Below are 14,978 nucleotides of genomic sequence, written 5' to 3'. Positions count from 1 at the left end.
AAATTAAGCCATTAACGCCGTGAGAATAAGGGCAACGGCAATACTAATTGCCATTTCAACGGCTGCAATACCGATGTTTTGTTGTTTCTCAACTTCTTCAGCAAGATTGATACCGGCTAACACCAGTTTTTTCACTATGGTTATTAGTAATGACAATACCACCAGCATGATCAGTGAGAATGCGCACCAACCAATAATGTTGCTTACATGGGCTGTTGGATCATAAGCAATAAAATGACTCGCCGCATTAAAGCTTAGTGCCATGGCGATCATGTAGCCGCTGTGACGAAGAGCTAATGCCGTTTGGCCCTGAGTTAATGCTTGTTGCATTGACGCGCCTTGATTACGTTTGGCATAACGCTTTTCACGTAGTCGGGTTAGTATCACTAACATCAGTTGTGAGATCAAAAAGGCACTAAAAATAGCGATAAAGGTATCTAGAGTAATATCTTCAGCCCACATTAATACCGCACGGATAATAATGGCAGTGGCTATAGCCGCAGCAGCATCAACCACAGCAACAGAAATATTACCTTTAAGAATCTCATCGTTTTTAGCAAATTCATTTAAGGCGATTTTATCATGTAGAAAACGGCCTAACTTAATCAGTATTAAGCCAAACAAGCCGTATGCCGACATGCCTATAGCTTCGGTTAAGTAAGACGGTGCCGCTTCGCCAGTGATGGCGCCTGTAAGCACAATACCTAAAGCCGCCACAGCACCAGCAGTACTGATCCCAAAGGCAAAATTGTCGCGTTCGGCTAACTCTGCACTGCTGTTGACTTTAACGCTCCACCCCTGCAAATAACGCATTAGCGTCAGCAAAATAATAGCGATGGTTAAATCAATGGCTAAAATAATCGCCAAATGTTGAGTTAAGCCATATTCTTGAAAAAATGTCATGGTGAGTCCTTACCTATTTTCCACGGCGAACACCGCGACTAGTGCGGCTGCTTGAGTTACGGAAACTGCTGTCTTTTGAGTAGCTCGAACGAAATTTTCTACTCGCGCTCTGAGTGGTGCTATTCGCTTTGGGTGCACTGGTGCTTTGGCGTGACAAGCTAGTAGAACCTGTTCGAGCTTTAGCATAAGGGCTATCGAATCGTTTCCCTTGGCTATTAAAACGTTTTTTGGTTTGCTCAAAAGTTTTTGCTTGTGAGCTTGCTTGTTTTGGTGAAGTGTAACGGTACCGTCCCACATCATTATAATAGCTGTAACCACGATTACCTGACCAACTGCCGTAACCTATTGGGCGCGAAAAATTAGAAAACATCGCGTACATGCCATACCAAGCCCAGATAGAGGTACCACTTGAATTATTTTGCCAGCTGCCGTAAGCCGGATTACCAACAAGTTGGCTACCCGCACCGCTGCCATCAGTGCCATTTGCCAAGGCTTCTGCCTCACGACTAATAGCATTAACTCGAGCGAGTTGCCCTTTAGACATATCGGCAACAACATTGACTGGGTCGGAAAGCATATCGTTATACAAGCTAGTGTCTGCGGCTTGATAAATATTCTGTGCTTCTGCTAACTGTTGGTCTAAATCAATAAAATTAGCGCTGTCGTTTAAATCTTTGTAACGACGCGTTAATGACTTAAACATTGGCCCTTCAGTGCTGGCATCTTTAGCCAGCTCTTCTAGTAATGGGGTTAAGTCGGATTGACGCTGAGCGAGAACACGAGTGTATTGTTTGAGTAACGTCGCATTGCGTAACTGATTGTTATCGAGCGAACTGGCCAACAGGTCAAGTCGTTGTTGGGTCAGTTGCTGGTACTTAGCAATTTGTTCCGGTCTATCGTCGCCGCAACCGCCAAGGGCCAGCGTGACAAACAATACCGTTATCAATGTGAGTACACGGGGGAGGTGACCTACCATGTTTTCTCCAAAATGTAGATTTTTCATGTGCTAATTCAATATGACACAGGTTATAGTAATCTCAGTGTCAATGATATTAATCTGATCATTTGACTGACTGATAGATATACCATTCACGACATAATATGTCCAATGTTCATTTTCTTTAGGGGTCATTATTGCCATGCAAAACCAAAGTAACAAGGTATTATCTGCAGCGATGCTAGACAGCGCAGATCGTTACTGGTTAAGACTCTGCGATGTTTGGCCAGAAGCGAAAACCACTCTGACAGCCATACAACAGCAACAGTTAACGGTCGTGTTTGGATTGAGTGACTACGCAGGTGAGCAGCTTTGTCGTCATCCAGAATGGATTGTGCAGTTATTTGATGGTCTATTAGATGATGTGGTGCGCAGTGAATTTGATGCTGAGTTGCATTCGCTGATAGCGGACTTAACACAAGAAGAGCAGGTTAAGTCGGCCTTGCGCCGCTATCGTAACCTACAGATGGTGCGTTTAGCCTGGCGTGACTTTTTAAATTACACTCCAGTCGAGGAGTCTTTACTCGATTTGTCTGCATTAGCAGAGGCATTAGTGATTGCTGGACGCGATTGGTTATATCAAGAGATGTGTTTGCAATATGGCACACCAACGAGTGCAGAGGGTAAGCCGCAACCCTTATTGATTTTAGGTATGGGAAAATTAGGTGGGCGTGAACTAAATTTTTCATCAGACATTGATTTAATTTTTACCTTTCCAGAACATGGTGACACGGTTGGCGGAAGGCGGACTCAGGCAAATCAACAATTTTTTATTCGTATGGGACAGCGCTTGGTCAATCTACTCGACCAAGTGACCGTTGATGGATTTGTCTTTCGCGTCGATATGCGTTTGCGTCCTTATGGCGAAAGTGGTCCATTAGTAGTGAGTTTTAGTGGTCTAGAAGATTACTACCAAGAGCAGGGGCGTGACTGGGAGCGTTATGCCATGGTCAAAGCTCGCGTGCTTGGGCCTTGGTCGGGCTATTGTGATGAGTTACATGACTTATTACGGCCATTTGTGTATCGGCGCTATATCGACTTTTCTGCGATTGAATCATTGCGTAAAATGAAGCAATTGATTGCTCAAGAAGTTAGGCGTCGACAATTAACCGATAATATTAAACTTGGCGCCGGTGGGATCCGTGAAGTTGAATTCGTGGTGCAAAGTTTTCAGTTGATCCGCGGTGGCCGCGAACCTGCATTACGTCAGCAAAGTTTATTTGGCGCCATTGATACCTTGTACAGCTTAGGGCAATTGGAATACTTAGCCGTCGATGAGCTTAAACACAGTTATATTATTTTACGTCGAGTGGAGAATTTACTACAAGCTATTGACGATAAACAAACGCAAACCCTACCGAATAATCAACTTGATTGGCAACGTTTATGTTACCCGTTAGGTATTGAAAACGAAGCTGAGCTACGCGAAAAAATTACCAGCGCAATGGCAACCATCCACGGTCATTTTAATGCTACGGTTGGCGGTACAGACAGCCACGAGCATAATGATCATTGGACTTCGTTATTTTGGAATGTGCAGCAAGATGAAGACGCTAATGCCTTGCTACAAGAACAACAAATTGATGATAGCGAATTATGGCCGTTATTAAGTGATTGGCATCAAACGGTATCGAAACGTTCTATTGGGCCGCGAGGACGTGAAACTCTTGACAAATTAATGCCTAAGTTACTTGAAGAGCTGGTGAGTCAGACTAAACCAAGTCAGGCATTTAAGCCGGTTGCCAAAGTGCTGGATAAAATCTTAACTCGTACCACTTACCTTGAGCTTTTATGTGAAAACCCAGGTGCCAGGCAGCAGTTAGTCAGTCTATGTTGTGCAAGCCCTTGGATTGCACGCGAGTTGGCTAATTTCCCCATGTTGCTCGATGAGCTAATTGATCCGTCGCAGCTGTATGACATTACCTCTATTGATGATTATCCTAGCGAATTACGCCAATATTTGTTGCGAGTGCCAGAAGATGACATGGAGCAGCAAATGGAAGCATTGCGCCAGTTTAAATTGTCACAACAGCTTAAGATCGCTGCAGCTGATGTGACCGGCGTTTTACCTGTTATGCAGGTAAGCGATCATTTAACCTTTTTGGCCGAAGCTATTATTGAACAAGTTGTGCTACAAGCCTGGCATCAGGTGGCTTCTCGCCATGGTACCCCTGAGGGAACAAGTCCAAGTAACATGGGATTTGCGGTGATTGGATACGGTAAACTAGGTGGTATTGAGCTCGGATATGGTTCTGATTTAGATTTGGTTTTTCTACACGGACATACAGGTGCTGGCAGCACTGATGGTGACCGTCCTATTGATAATGGTTATTTTTACCTAAAGCTAGCTCAGCGGATTGTGCATTTGTTTGCTACTCGCACTACATCAGGCGAGCTATATGAAGTGGATATGCGTTTACGTCCGTCAGGTGCTTCTGGTTTACTAGTGAGTGAAATTGAACATTTTGGTGCCTATTTACAACAAGAAGCGTGGACCTGGGAGCATCAAGCGTTAGTACGTGCCCGTTTTGTGTTTGGCGATTATTCGCTAGCAGGACGCTTTAGTGAACTGCGTGCGCAAGTATTGCAAATAGAGCGTGATAAAGTGCAATTGGCTAAAGCTGTCAGGGACATGCGCACAAAAATGCGTGAGCATTTATTGCATGGTGAACCTGAAATATTTGATTTAAAACAAAGTGCGGGTGGTATTGCGGACATCGAGTTTATTGCCCAGTACTTAGTCTTAGCCTATGCCCACCAATATCATGAATTAACTATTTGGTCTGATAATGTGCGCATTTTTGAGGTATTAGCTGAATTGGAGTTATTGCCTATCATGCAAGCTCAGCATCTAACTCAAACTTACTGTTGGCTCCGTGATGAAAATCATGAGCTTACCTTACAGCAGTTGCCAGGCAAGTTACCTAAGCAAAGTGTGCAGCCAAAAACTGATAGTGTCATTGAAATTTATAACGATATTTTAGACGTTTAATCATTAGGTAAGCGAAGTGGGTAACAAAACGGTTAACCACTTTGCTAACAGTGGGGTTGGTGCTTAGCCATTTAGCTTCCTTGGTAGTATTTTATTATTTTGTTTGTGGCGTTTACCAATACAGTGAAGAGTGATACTTGATAATAAAGACACTCTACAACGGCTCGATGATTGAAGAGGGTCGACATGATCGTTGAAGTGTATTTTGATCGAATTACTCGATCTAGCGATGCGATCAATACATCAATCGATACATTAATTGGTGTTTAGATAAACCAACACTAACATGATGGGCTAGCGCTGGTTTATCGTTACTATATATGACTCATTACAGTAATACTGACTATGTAAAATAGGCATTAAGCTTACGGGTTGTTGCTTAGCTTAATATTTTTTCAATCCATAATTGGTACATAGGTAAGCCAATCAGGACGTTAATTGGAAAGGTTACCCCGAGTGATGCCAACATAGCCAAACCAATATTCGCATCCGGGATGGCGGCTTTAATCGCTGCAGGTGCAGCAATATAAGATGCACTCGCGCTTAAGCCCGCCAACACTAAAATACTGCCAGAGGGTAAATCAAGTAACACCCCTAAACCAATGCCTACCCATGCCAATACAAATGGTGCAACCGCAGCAAAGACTAATAAACGCCATTGCTTGTAAGGAATAGGGAAACACACTTTAGCAGTGCTAATGCCCATTTCTAATAAAAATAGTGCTAATAATGTTTTAAATCCAGCCAGTAACATCGGTGTTAAAGGTGCCATGCCACTGGTGCCATAAAGCCAACCTATGACCACACCACCGCATAACAACACCACGCCGCGGCTTGTTAGGGCTTCATGTAAAATACTGCCAGCAGATGAATGTACTTCGTTACCGGCTGTTTTGGCTTGTAGGTATCGATGTAGCCACAACATAATGATAATAGCGGGCAATTCAAGCAATACTAGATAGAGGGTGGTTTCAGGTCGTAATGGCCATTGTGACTTATCAACCATGGCCATCACGACCGCAAACGTTCCTGCACTGACCGAGCCGTAATGGGCGGCAATACTAATGGCTTCTTTTTGCGGCAGTTTGATGAGTTTTCGCAGCAGTGGATACAAACTCAATGGGATGATGAACCCAAGTGCAATAACAGACAGTAATTCAGATATCACTAAGTTACTTGTTTCACCATGTAATGCCATGCCACCCTTTAATCCGAGGGTAAGCATTAGCAAAATAGATAAAGTTTCATAGGTCGCTTTGGGGACTTTTAAATCTGATTTGATTAATCCGGCAATTAAACCGAGGGCAAAAAAGGCAATTACAATATCAGGCATGGTATCGCTGCTATCTGTTATAAAGTATCGTGATTCTGCCTTGTTGTGTTAACAAAGGGAAATGTTTTAAGCGAAAAATAGACTACCCTATTGAACAAATCTAAGCGGATATATCGATTAAAAGCAGATCTGTTAACTACTGATCTATTAAGTACCGCTGGCGTATAGTATCTTTAAATAGCAATATAAAAATATTAACAGTAGAGCATTAAATGAAAAATGAAATTGATATTCACCGTGCACTAAAAGTGTTTAACAAAGTTACCCAATATGGCGAAAAACGCTCGCTCGAAGATGGCTATAGTGGTCATGATTATTGGCTTTGTGGCATTAGTGCACAAACGGACCATGATGGTTACACCATTACCTTGTCTGATGCCCAGGTCAGTTTAACGGTGTTTTTTCACAATAAGTATCAGTTTGAATACCCAACCAATGATGCGTTAGATAATTTTTTATTGCGTTTTAATGACGTTGAAAATTTTCAAGCATCTTAAGTTCATACCGGATTATTCAATACTTTTAACCCTAGCACACAGGTTTATTTTTACGCCCATTGTTGCATTTCAATTAGGCGACTATAAGTGCGTCTAAATTCGAACTGCAATGCGCCGTTAAGATATAAATCTTCTAAGTTGCAATGACTATTGAGGATTAGCATCACTTTTTGATCATATAACTCATCCACCAAACTGATAAAGCGTCGCGTGGGATCGTCTTCACTGGCATAAGCTAGTTGCCGCTCACCTGTGGAGGTTGCTAGTGCGCCATCTTCGGTGCCGCGTGCTTTAATCCAGCTTCGCACCTCACCACCTAATGTAGGTATATCGCTGAGTAATATGTGGCTAAATTGTCCGGCTAACTCAATATAATCTAATGCTGAACGTGGGCCTTCGCATAAGGCTGAGAATTCAAACCAAGCAAGCCGTCCATACTCTGCCTCAATGGCAATGTCACGATGATAAACCTCAATAAAGTGTGGCTGGTTTACCATGCAGGCACTAGCTTGTGGGTATTGTAGGCATAATAGTTGAAAAACAGCTTTAGGCTTTATTGATGATGGCAGTGTTAGCCAAGGTGTTGAGGTGGTTAATATTGTGCCGCTAGAGTGTAAACGGTGATCAATCTGGCCATTTAAATGGATCGCTTGAGTGTATTGTAAGAGCAGATCGATAGTGGGTAAAAAACGATCTCGCTGCAAACCGTTTTTATACAAGTCGACAATGGCTACATTTGATGTCGCCACTAAAGTGACGCCAGATTGAAATAATGTGTCAAACAAGCGGCCGAGTAAAATAGCATCACCAATGTCAGATACAAAAAACTCATCAAAGCAAATGACTGAATATTTGGCAGCGATCTGCTTAGCAATATGGATTAATGGATCGCGGATCCCCGATGTTTGATTTAATTGCTGGTGGATCATAGCCATAAATCGATGAAAATGCAGACGTAATATGCTTTTGTTCGCTTCAGGCTGTGAGCTACATAGGTTGTGGTCACAAAGACTCTGATAGAACAGGTCCATCAAAAAGGTTTTTCCTCGGCCAACATCTCCCCACAAGTACAAGCCACGGCTTATTTTACTCGTCGATAAACATTGCTGATAGAGCGCATCTAAGGCGAGTACTGCTTGCTGTTGCGCAGGGTCGTTAAGTATATTGTGTTGAACGCGCTGCTGGTAAGCTTGTAATGGTGACATAACATTTAAGGTAAATTGTTTAGCTAAATAGTATAGCATTAACAGTTGTCTTTATTATGAGGTGTATTTCCTTTAAGCTCTTGTGACAAAAAATAACAAATTATTAACTCTGAGTATTAACCTTAAATACTCATTCTAAGGACTAACCTTAAGTACTAATCCTCACAAGGACCCATAAATGAATAATAAAAATAAGGGTATAACCTATATTGGTATCGATATGGCATTGGAAGGCGATGTACGTCTCCAAGGACCTGCGGTGGTTGCAGGGCAAACTAAAGGCACGATTAACTCAACTGATCAAATTAAAATTGAACAGGGAGGCGTAGTTGAAGGTGAGGTTTTTTGTCAAGAAATGCGCGTCTCGGGTTTATTTAAAGGTAAATTACACTGTAATAAGTTGGTGATTGTTAGCTCGGGTATTGTAGAGGGTGAGGTGGCGAGTCATCAAATGGAAATTTATGATGGTGGTCAATTCGTCGGTATGCGCACCAAAGGGCCAGATGCTTCTGGGTTACCTCAAGCTGACATTGAGCTCACATCACATCAACAGGCGCATAAACCCAGTGGCGCCGCTAATTCGGTTTTTTCTGGGCGTAAATTAATTTACGCAGCCGTTGCGACTATCGTGATTATAGCCGCAACAGTTCTACAGCCAACGATTAGCAAGGTGTTAAACGGTGGTCAAATTTTGTCTGCTGATATCAATCAAGCTAACGTGGCACAATATCCACAATCAACATCGAGTGTGACAGAAGACAATGCAGCCGTGTTACTTCAAGAAATGGATCAACAGACTTCATTTGTAGAGCAAGCCGAAGAATTAATTAATGCCGGTCAAAGTGATATCAATGTGGCGATGGAAGATTTACATGCATTAGCACAAACCAGTGAAGCTTTGGGTGATAGTCAGACTACAAGTGATGATGTCGAACAACATGAGTCGACTTTAGTCATGCCAGATAAGCAATAAGTTTTCCTGTTAAGCGAGTATAAAAAATGGCGTTATTAATCCAGTAATTACTGAGTTAATAACGCCATTTTTTTATTGTGTTTATATAGCTAATTGGTCATAGCGAATAAACCGTAGCTTATGGATTAATGCGTGTTGGCATTCCGCTACGTTGCTCAAGCAATCGCTTTAATATAAATGAGTCAGTTTGTGGATGAGCCACAAAGCGAGTCATATCTCTATCGAATGATAATGCTACTGGTTCTGTCGAATCAAATTCAGCTTGAGTGCGTGATAGTGGCTCATGAACTTCTAAGTAGCGGTTACCATCAGGCTCTTCCGTGGCTTTAATTGGTTGGTTAATAAACTCAACACGTGTGCCAACCGGTACGCTATTATACAAATGTTCAATGTCTTCATCTCGTAAACGAACACAGCCAGAACTTACCCGTAAACCAATACCAAACGTGGCGTTAGTACCGTGAACTGCATACAGGTTACCTACATAAAGGGCGAATAAACCCATTGGGTTGTCTGCGCCTGCTGGCCATACAGCCGGTAATGTTATCCCTTTAGCTGCGTATGATTTACGAATATTAACCGTAGGTGTCCAAGTGGGGTTAGCGCGTTTACGTTGTACTGTTGTTACCCAATTTTCAGGGGTATCTTTACCAATTTGACCAATACCAATCGGCAATACTTCGACAGTATTTTTACCCTTCGGATAATAATACAAACGCATCTCGGCAGAGTTAATGACCACACCTTCTCTTTTAGCGTTAGGTAGAATTAGCTGATGCGGGATCAATAAAGTGCTACCCGGTTTAGGCAAAAACGGGTCAACACCTGGATTTGCTTCTAATAAGTTAGTGAGCCCTAGTTGAAATTGCGAAGCAATTTGCTCTAAGGTCAGCTTTCCTTCAGGAACAACATAGTATTGATTCTCACCCACTAAATTACTGTCTTTAGCAGGTAGACGATATTCAACTGCAGTACTTGAAAAACTTAATACAATGGCAGTCGCTGCAATTAATGTAGAACGTAACGAATTTATCATAAGAGTTATATCATTCCAAAAACAGGCGTTATGTTAGTCAGACTACAATATCTTGCCTAGTTTGACTATTTTGTACAGATTATTAGTACAGGTCATTTGTACATATGATTAGGGCGCATCCTTACTTATTACGTCTAATATTTCAACTGATTTTTTCACTTTTGTTATTTTAATCCCAAGCGTTTAGCCAGTCGATGTAAGTTACCTGAGTCTATTTGCAATTGGCGTGCGGTTGCAGCCCAATTACTGTCTTGTTGTGTAAATATTTGCTGGATAAATTGATTTTGAAATTGATCTGTTGCATCACGTAAACTTGTTTGTGGTAAAGATGTTACCGACTGTTTAACGCTAAGTTTTTTGTTCGAATAAGTAACCGAGTGCGAAGTATCTGCAAACTCAAAATGACTATTTTTAATCATACACATGCCATCTTGTGGGCTTTGCGATTTGGCTAGAACGGCAGCTCTGTGAATAGCATGATCAAGCTCACGTATGTTGCCAGGCCAATCATATTGTTCCAGCAATTGCAGTGATGCTGGCTCAAGCCCTAAATGAGTTAAATGTAATTGCTGGCGATAGCGTTCGATAAAGAAGCCTGCTAATAAATGTATATCTTGCTGGCGTTCTCTTAGCGGGGGAACCACTAGGGGAAATACGCTTAAGCGATGATATAAATCGGCTCTAAATCGTCCAGCTAACACTTCGCTTTTAAGATCTTTGTTGGTGGCCGCAATGATACGTACATCGACTTTTAAGCTGCGATCATCACCGACTTTTTGTAAGTCACCGTATTGCAGAACTCGCAATAACTTGGCTTGTAAGTTAAGCGCTAGCTCACCAATCTCATCTAAAAATAATGTGCCTTTGTCAGCAGTTTCAAATTTACCACTACGATGACTGATAGCCCCGGTAAAGGCACCTTTGACATGACCAAACAGTTCACTTTCGGCAACAGATTCAGCCAGCGCGGCACAATTTAAATATATCAATGGCTTATAGGCTCGCACCGATTTTTGATGGATTGCTTTGGCTATCAGCTCTTTACCAGTCCCGGTTTCTCCTAAAATCAATACATTGAGTTCAGTTGTTGCTACTACCTTGACCTCATTAAGTAGAGATAAAAGATTATCTGCCTGGCCGATGATTTCGGTTTCTTCGTCTAATTGTCCTGATGGTTTAGCGTCGGGAATGGTAAAGTTAGTTGCTTGCTTTTCTAGTTTATCAATCAATAATGCATTGTTTAAAGACACTGCCGCAATGGCACTAAAACTGCGTAGTTCATTATTGGTGAATTGATCAAACTTGTGTGGGTCGAGCGCATCAATAGTGAGAGCGCCAATAAGTTGTTCATTAGCAAATAACGGCAAGCCGATACAAGCATGCACTTTTAAGTCGCCGTCTACATTGGGGATCAAGCCATCGTAAGGATCCGCAAGTTGGCTATCTGAAGGGAAACGGACAATATCTCCAGCTCGCGCAATGGCTTCAAGCCTTGGGTGTTCGTTGATAATAAAGCGTCGTCCCAGCACGTCTGGACTTAATCCATCAATCGCTAAAGGGGTAAATTGATGACCTTGAAATGATAAAAGCGCCGCAGCATCGCAATCGAGGGTCTCTCTTACTGTGGTTAATAAACGTGAAAAACGATCGCGATTAGACAAATTAGCGGTAATATCAAGTGCGATACGAGTTAAGTCTGCTTGACTCAATGCCATGTCAAACTCCAGTTAACAACAAGGTGATGTCATTATGACAAGTGTAAATATAACAACAAGGGTAAAGGAGACATTGTTAGCACAAAAGGGGCCACAAAGGCCCCTTTTGTGATATTAATCAAAACATGCTTATGCTATGCCAGCGGCTTGTTTTGCTTTTACGCTTTTGCTGACAATAGCTTTCTTGATGATGTCAAATAAGAACAACGCCATCAATAAACCACCAATGCTGAAGATGATGTCACCAAACATTCGTGTCCATACTAGACTCTCTACTAAGTCGCTGTGGATCACGGCAGGTGAACGAGCATACCAATAGCCGTGGTCAATGACCGCAAAGAACTGCACAATACCGACGGGCAATAATGACATAAACAGCATTGCAGCTAAGCCAATATTTAATGTCCAGAACGCCCCTTTAAGGTATTTTTGGTTCCATTGCATATCGCCTGTTAAGCCACGTAGACAGAATAACATTAGTCCAATGCCTAACATGCCGTATACGCCCATAAATGCACCATGAGAATGTGTCGCTGTAGTGTTTAACCCTTGGATAAAATAGAGTGATATAGGTGGATTAATTAAGAAACCTAATACACCTGCCCCAATTAAGTTCCAAAATGAGGTTGCTACAAAGAACATAATTACCCAGTGATAACGTTCCATCCACGGGCTTGCTTTACGTAAACGATAGGTTCCCACGGCTTCAAAACCAATTAACGCTAACGGCACAACTTCAAGAGCCGAGAATATGGCTCCCCAAGCTATGACGGAGGTTTGGGTACCGGTAAAGTATAAGTGATGTAAAGTACCGATTAAGCCACCAGTTAAAAACACCACGGTGGTGAACAATACCGCACCGTTGGCACTGCGTGCACGGATAAGACCTAAGCGAACTAACATTAATGCAATGACGGCAGTGGCAAATGTTTCAAAGAAGCCTTCTACCCATAAGTGCACTACCCACCAGCGCCAGTATTCAGCTATGGCAAGATTTGAGTGTTTACCCATAAATAGGCCAGCACCATAAAACAAACCGATGGCGACACAAGAGGCGTACAGAATCCAAATCGCCGGTAGTATATCGCTGTTAACTTTTAATGCTGGGCGCATTGCTGCAGTGATTAACACGGTCCAAATTAATAGACCTACAAACAATAGTATTTGCCAAACTCGGCCTAAGTCAATGTACTCATATCCTTGATGTCCAAATAAATAGTTCATGTCGAGATCAAAGTATTGTTGTACCCCAAGCCATTCACCAGCCATAGAACCGAGTACGACAACGACTAACGCAACCCAAAGCACATTTACCCCTAAACGTTGATACTTAGGTTCGTATCCTGAGAGTGCCGGAGCAATATATAACCCTGTGCCTAACCATGCAGTAGCAATCCAAAATACTGCTAGTTGAGTATGCCAAGTACGGGTAACAGAATAAGGCAGAATTTCAGATATTGGGAAACCATAAAACTCTTGGCCTTCAACTGCGTAATGGGCTGTAATACCGCCCACTAATATTTGCAGTAAAAATAGCCCAATTGCAGTAACAAAATACTTGCCGACGGCTTTTTGTGATGCTGTAGGCTTAGTAAAAAATAATGGATCACCTTTGGCTGGTTCAGGTAATGGTTCTTCTTTGCAGGTGGCGTGATGCCAAGCCAACATACCAATACCAAGAAGCAGTGACACAAGGCTTAATACTGACCAAACAATGTTATCAGAAGTCGGTACGTTGCCGATTTGTGGATCGTATGGCCAGTTATTGGTGTAAGTGTAATCATAACCAGGGCGCTCAGTTACCGCAGCCCATGCCCCCCAAAAGAGGAAGGCATTTAACAATTCACGATGTTCAGCATCAGTGATAGTACCTTCTTTCATTGCGTATTGTTCGCGCAATGAGCTCAATGCAGGATCATCACCAAATAATGATAAATAGTGTTTTGATACTTCATTTATCGCCGCAATTCGAGTCTTCGATAGGGTGACATTGGTTTGATTTGCGGCACTTTCGACAACGGTGTTATGGCGAATATCATCTCTCAAGCCTTTCTCTAAACCAGCTTGCTGTTCTGAATCGAGTTCAGTGAAATCACGGTTATAGCGCTCGTTTGCGGTTATTGACAACCAAGCTTGCGCTTCACGGTGCAACCAATCAGCAGTCCAGTCAGGTGCGACGTAAGAGCCGTGCCCCCAGATTGATCCCAATTGATGACCGCCCATAGAACGCCAAACGAGTTGACCTTGTTCAATATCATTTTGGGTGAATACAGGTTGACCACTGGTGTCAGTAAAAGCCGTTGGAATAGGCGGTTTTTCTCGATATATGCCACTGCCTAAACTGAGTAATACAGTAAAGGAAGCAACTAGCACAATTAGCAGTGCAATGCCGATAAGTTTGTTTTTGCTCATGAGTCCTCTTAGCGCAAAGTCATTTTGATACAGTCAAACTGACAGTGCACAAGGCGAGCCAACTATTATTATAAATATAAGCTATTGATATTAATAATTTTAGTTCAATTTTTATTTAGAGGGGCAGTCATTTAGACAGTATTTAACAATTGTAAATATGACACCGCTGTCATATTTACAATTGTTAAACGTGATCATCATCACCTTGTTTTATTACAAAGGGAGAATAGATAGAACATTTGGAGTATGAATAGATAAAGCCGATGAGAGGTATTTTAGGTAAGGCTAATATTAAGTTTATTGTATTTTTAATTTATATATCAAGTACTAAGTTTATTTGCTAAGTATTTTTAACTTCGAGTAAGCAATTGAGCTATTTACTTAGCATGCTAACTAGTTATAATGCTTAGCAAGCTAACTAAATGGCACATTAATATGTATAAAGAATTAGAGCGACTAAAAGAGCTGCATCTTGCCGAGCAACTAGGCCGACTGCATCGATTATGGCGCACAGCCGCCGATGTTGAATTAATTCCTCTTGGGTTAACTCATCCTCGTTGGACTGCGTTGTGGAAGTTATTACGCTTGGGCGATAATGTTAGCCAGAAAGTACTAGCCGATGCATTAGAAATCGAGCTGCCATCGTTAATGCGTACTCTGGGTCAATTAGAGGAGCAAGCTTATGTCAAAAGACGTTGTTGCGATAACGATAAGCGTGCTCGCATAGTGAGTTTGACTCCGCAAGGAATCGATATTCTTAAACAAATAGAAACACGGATTATGCAAATCCGTGCTGAATTACTCGATGGCATTAGTAGCCAAGAATTAAGTGAATTTGAACGTGTGATCAATCTGATTAGTGACAATGCCTTGGCTAAGCTTAATCAGGCTACCGACCCTTTTGGTGAGAAATAA

Annotated in this window: 11 protein-coding genes; 4 read left to right on the top strand and 7 right to left on the bottom strand. The window is 42.0% G+C overall.

The window, feature by feature from the left end; translation table 11 throughout:
• Positions 1 to 3: 3 nt before the first annotated feature.
• Positions 4 to 903: a DUF350 domain-containing protein gene (locus EGC82_RS18630; protein ID WP_124732075.1), complete on the bottom strand. Its 900-nt coding sequence runs from the start codon at positions 901 to 903 to the stop codon at positions 4 to 6.
• Between the two features lie 13 nt (positions 904 to 916).
• Positions 917 to 1,879 (bottom strand): hypothetical protein, encoded by a 963-nt coding sequence (locus EGC82_RS18625; protein ID WP_124732074.1) that lies wholly within the window; start codon positions 1,877 to 1,879, stop codon positions 917 to 919.
• Between the two features lie 157 nt (positions 1,880 to 2,036).
• Between EGC82_RS18625 and glnE the strand changes: the two genes are divergently transcribed.
• Positions 2,037 to 4,892, top strand: a complete 2,856-nt coding sequence (gene glnE / locus EGC82_RS18620; RefSeq protein ID WP_124732073.1) for a bifunctional [glutamate--ammonia ligase]-adenylyl-L-tyrosine phosphorylase/[glutamate--ammonia-ligase] adenylyltransferase — start codon at positions 2,037 to 2,039, stop codon at positions 4,890 to 4,892.
• Positions 4,893 to 5,271: 379 nt separating this feature from the next.
• Here the strand turns inward: glnE and EGC82_RS18615 are convergent, their stop codons facing one another.
• Positions 5,272 to 6,225: a sodium-dependent bicarbonate transport family permease gene (locus tag EGC82_RS18615; protein ID WP_124732072.1), complete on the bottom strand. Its 954-nt coding sequence runs from the start codon at positions 6,223 to 6,225 to the stop codon at positions 5,272 to 5,274.
• Between the two features lie 212 nt (positions 6,226 to 6,437).
• Between EGC82_RS18615 and EGC82_RS18610 the strand changes: the two genes are divergently transcribed.
• Positions 6,438 to 6,722 carry a DUF3081 domain-containing protein gene (locus EGC82_RS18610; RefSeq protein WP_124732071.1) on the top strand — a complete coding sequence of 95 codons (285 nt, stop codon included), beginning with the start codon at positions 6,438 to 6,440 and terminating at the stop codon, positions 6,720 to 6,722.
• 50 nt (positions 6,723 to 6,772) lie between these two features.
• On the opposite strand, the gene zapE is transcribed toward EGC82_RS18610, so the two are convergent.
• The gene (zapE, locus tag EGC82_RS18605) at positions 6,773 to 7,966 is read right to left on the bottom strand and encodes a cell division protein ZapE (RefSeq protein WP_124732070.1); all 1,194 of its coding nucleotides are present in this window, start codon (positions 7,964 to 7,966) and stop codon (positions 6,773 to 6,775) included.
• Between the two features lie 139 nt (positions 7,967 to 8,105).
• On the opposite strand from zapE, the gene EGC82_RS18600 reads away from it, so the two are divergent.
• Positions 8,106 to 8,900: a polymer-forming cytoskeletal protein gene (locus EGC82_RS18600; protein ID WP_124732069.1), complete on the top strand. Its 795-nt coding sequence runs from the start codon at positions 8,106 to 8,108 to the stop codon at positions 8,898 to 8,900.
• A 118-nt stretch (positions 8,901 to 9,018) separates the two neighbouring features.
• On the opposite strand, the gene EGC82_RS18595 is transcribed toward EGC82_RS18600, so the two are convergent.
• The 3 genes from EGC82_RS18595 to EGC82_RS18585 all read right to left on the bottom strand — a co-directional run bounded on the left by EGC82_RS18595 (position 9,019) and on the right by EGC82_RS18585 (position 14,063).
• Entirely contained in the window at positions 9,019 to 9,933 is a 915-nt protein-coding gene (locus EGC82_RS18595; protein ID WP_164839244.1) for a L,D-transpeptidase family protein, read from the bottom strand.
• 167 nt (positions 9,934 to 10,100) lie between these two features.
• The gene (gene norR, locus EGC82_RS18590; protein WP_124732067.1) at positions 10,101 to 11,651 is read right to left on the bottom strand and encodes a nitric oxide reductase transcriptional regulator NorR; all 1,551 of its coding nucleotides are present in this window, start codon (positions 11,649 to 11,651) and stop codon (positions 10,101 to 10,103) included.
• A 129-nt stretch (positions 11,652 to 11,780) separates the two neighbouring features.
• Positions 11,781 to 14,063 (bottom strand): nitric-oxide reductase large subunit, encoded by a 2,283-nt coding sequence (locus tag EGC82_RS18585; protein ID WP_124732066.1) that lies wholly within the window; start codon positions 14,061 to 14,063, stop codon positions 11,781 to 11,783.
• 435 nt (positions 14,064 to 14,498) lie between these two features.
• On the opposite strand from EGC82_RS18585, the gene slyA reads away from it, so the two are divergent.
• Complete coding sequence (gene slyA / locus EGC82_RS18580; protein ID WP_124732065.1) at positions 14,499 to 14,978, top strand: transcriptional regulator SlyA; 480 nt, start codon at positions 14,499 to 14,501, stop codon at positions 14,976 to 14,978.

This window comes from Shewanella livingstonensis, assembly GCF_003855395.1.
Lineage (GTDB): Bacteria > Pseudomonadota > Gammaproteobacteria > Enterobacterales > Shewanellaceae > Shewanella > Shewanella livingstonensis.
The sequence above is the reverse complement of the archived record's forward strand: the minus strand, read 5'-3'. Positions and strand labels throughout refer to the sequence as shown.

What these genes read in the sequence shown, in the direction of transcription:
- EGC82_RS18610 (WP_124732071.1), top strand. Translation starts at nt 6,438, where the DNA reads ATGAAAAATGAAATTGATATTCACCGTGCACTAAAAGTGTTTAACAAA.
- zapE (WP_124732070.1), bottom strand. Translation starts at nt 7,966, where the DNA reads ATGCTATACTATTTAGCTAAACAATTTACCTTAAATGTTATGTCACCA.
- slyA (WP_124732065.1), top strand. Translation starts at nt 14,499, where the DNA reads ATGTATAAAGAATTAGAGCGACTAAAAGAGCTGCATCTTGCCGAGCAA.
- EGC82_RS18615 (WP_124732072.1), bottom strand. Translation starts at nt 6,225, where the DNA reads ATGCCTGATATTGTAATTGCCTTTTTTGCCCTCGGTTTAATTGCCGGA.
- EGC82_RS18630 (WP_124732075.1), bottom strand. Translation starts at nt 903, where the DNA reads ATGACATTTTTTCAAGAATATGGCTTAACTCAACATTTGGCGATTATT.
- norR (WP_124732067.1), bottom strand. Translation starts at nt 11,651, where the DNA reads ATGGCATTGAGTCAAGCAGACTTAACTCGTATCGCACTTGATATTACC.
- EGC82_RS18600 (WP_124732069.1), top strand. Translation starts at nt 8,106, where the DNA reads ATGAATAATAAAAATAAGGGTATAACCTATATTGGTATCGATATGGCA.
- EGC82_RS18585 (WP_124732066.1), bottom strand. Translation starts at nt 14,063, where the DNA reads ATGAGCAAAAACAAACTTATCGGCATTGCACTGCTAATTGTGCTAGTT.
- EGC82_RS18625 (WP_124732074.1), bottom strand. Translation starts at nt 1,879, where the DNA reads ATGGTAGGTCACCTCCCCCGTGTACTCACATTGATAACGGTATTGTTT.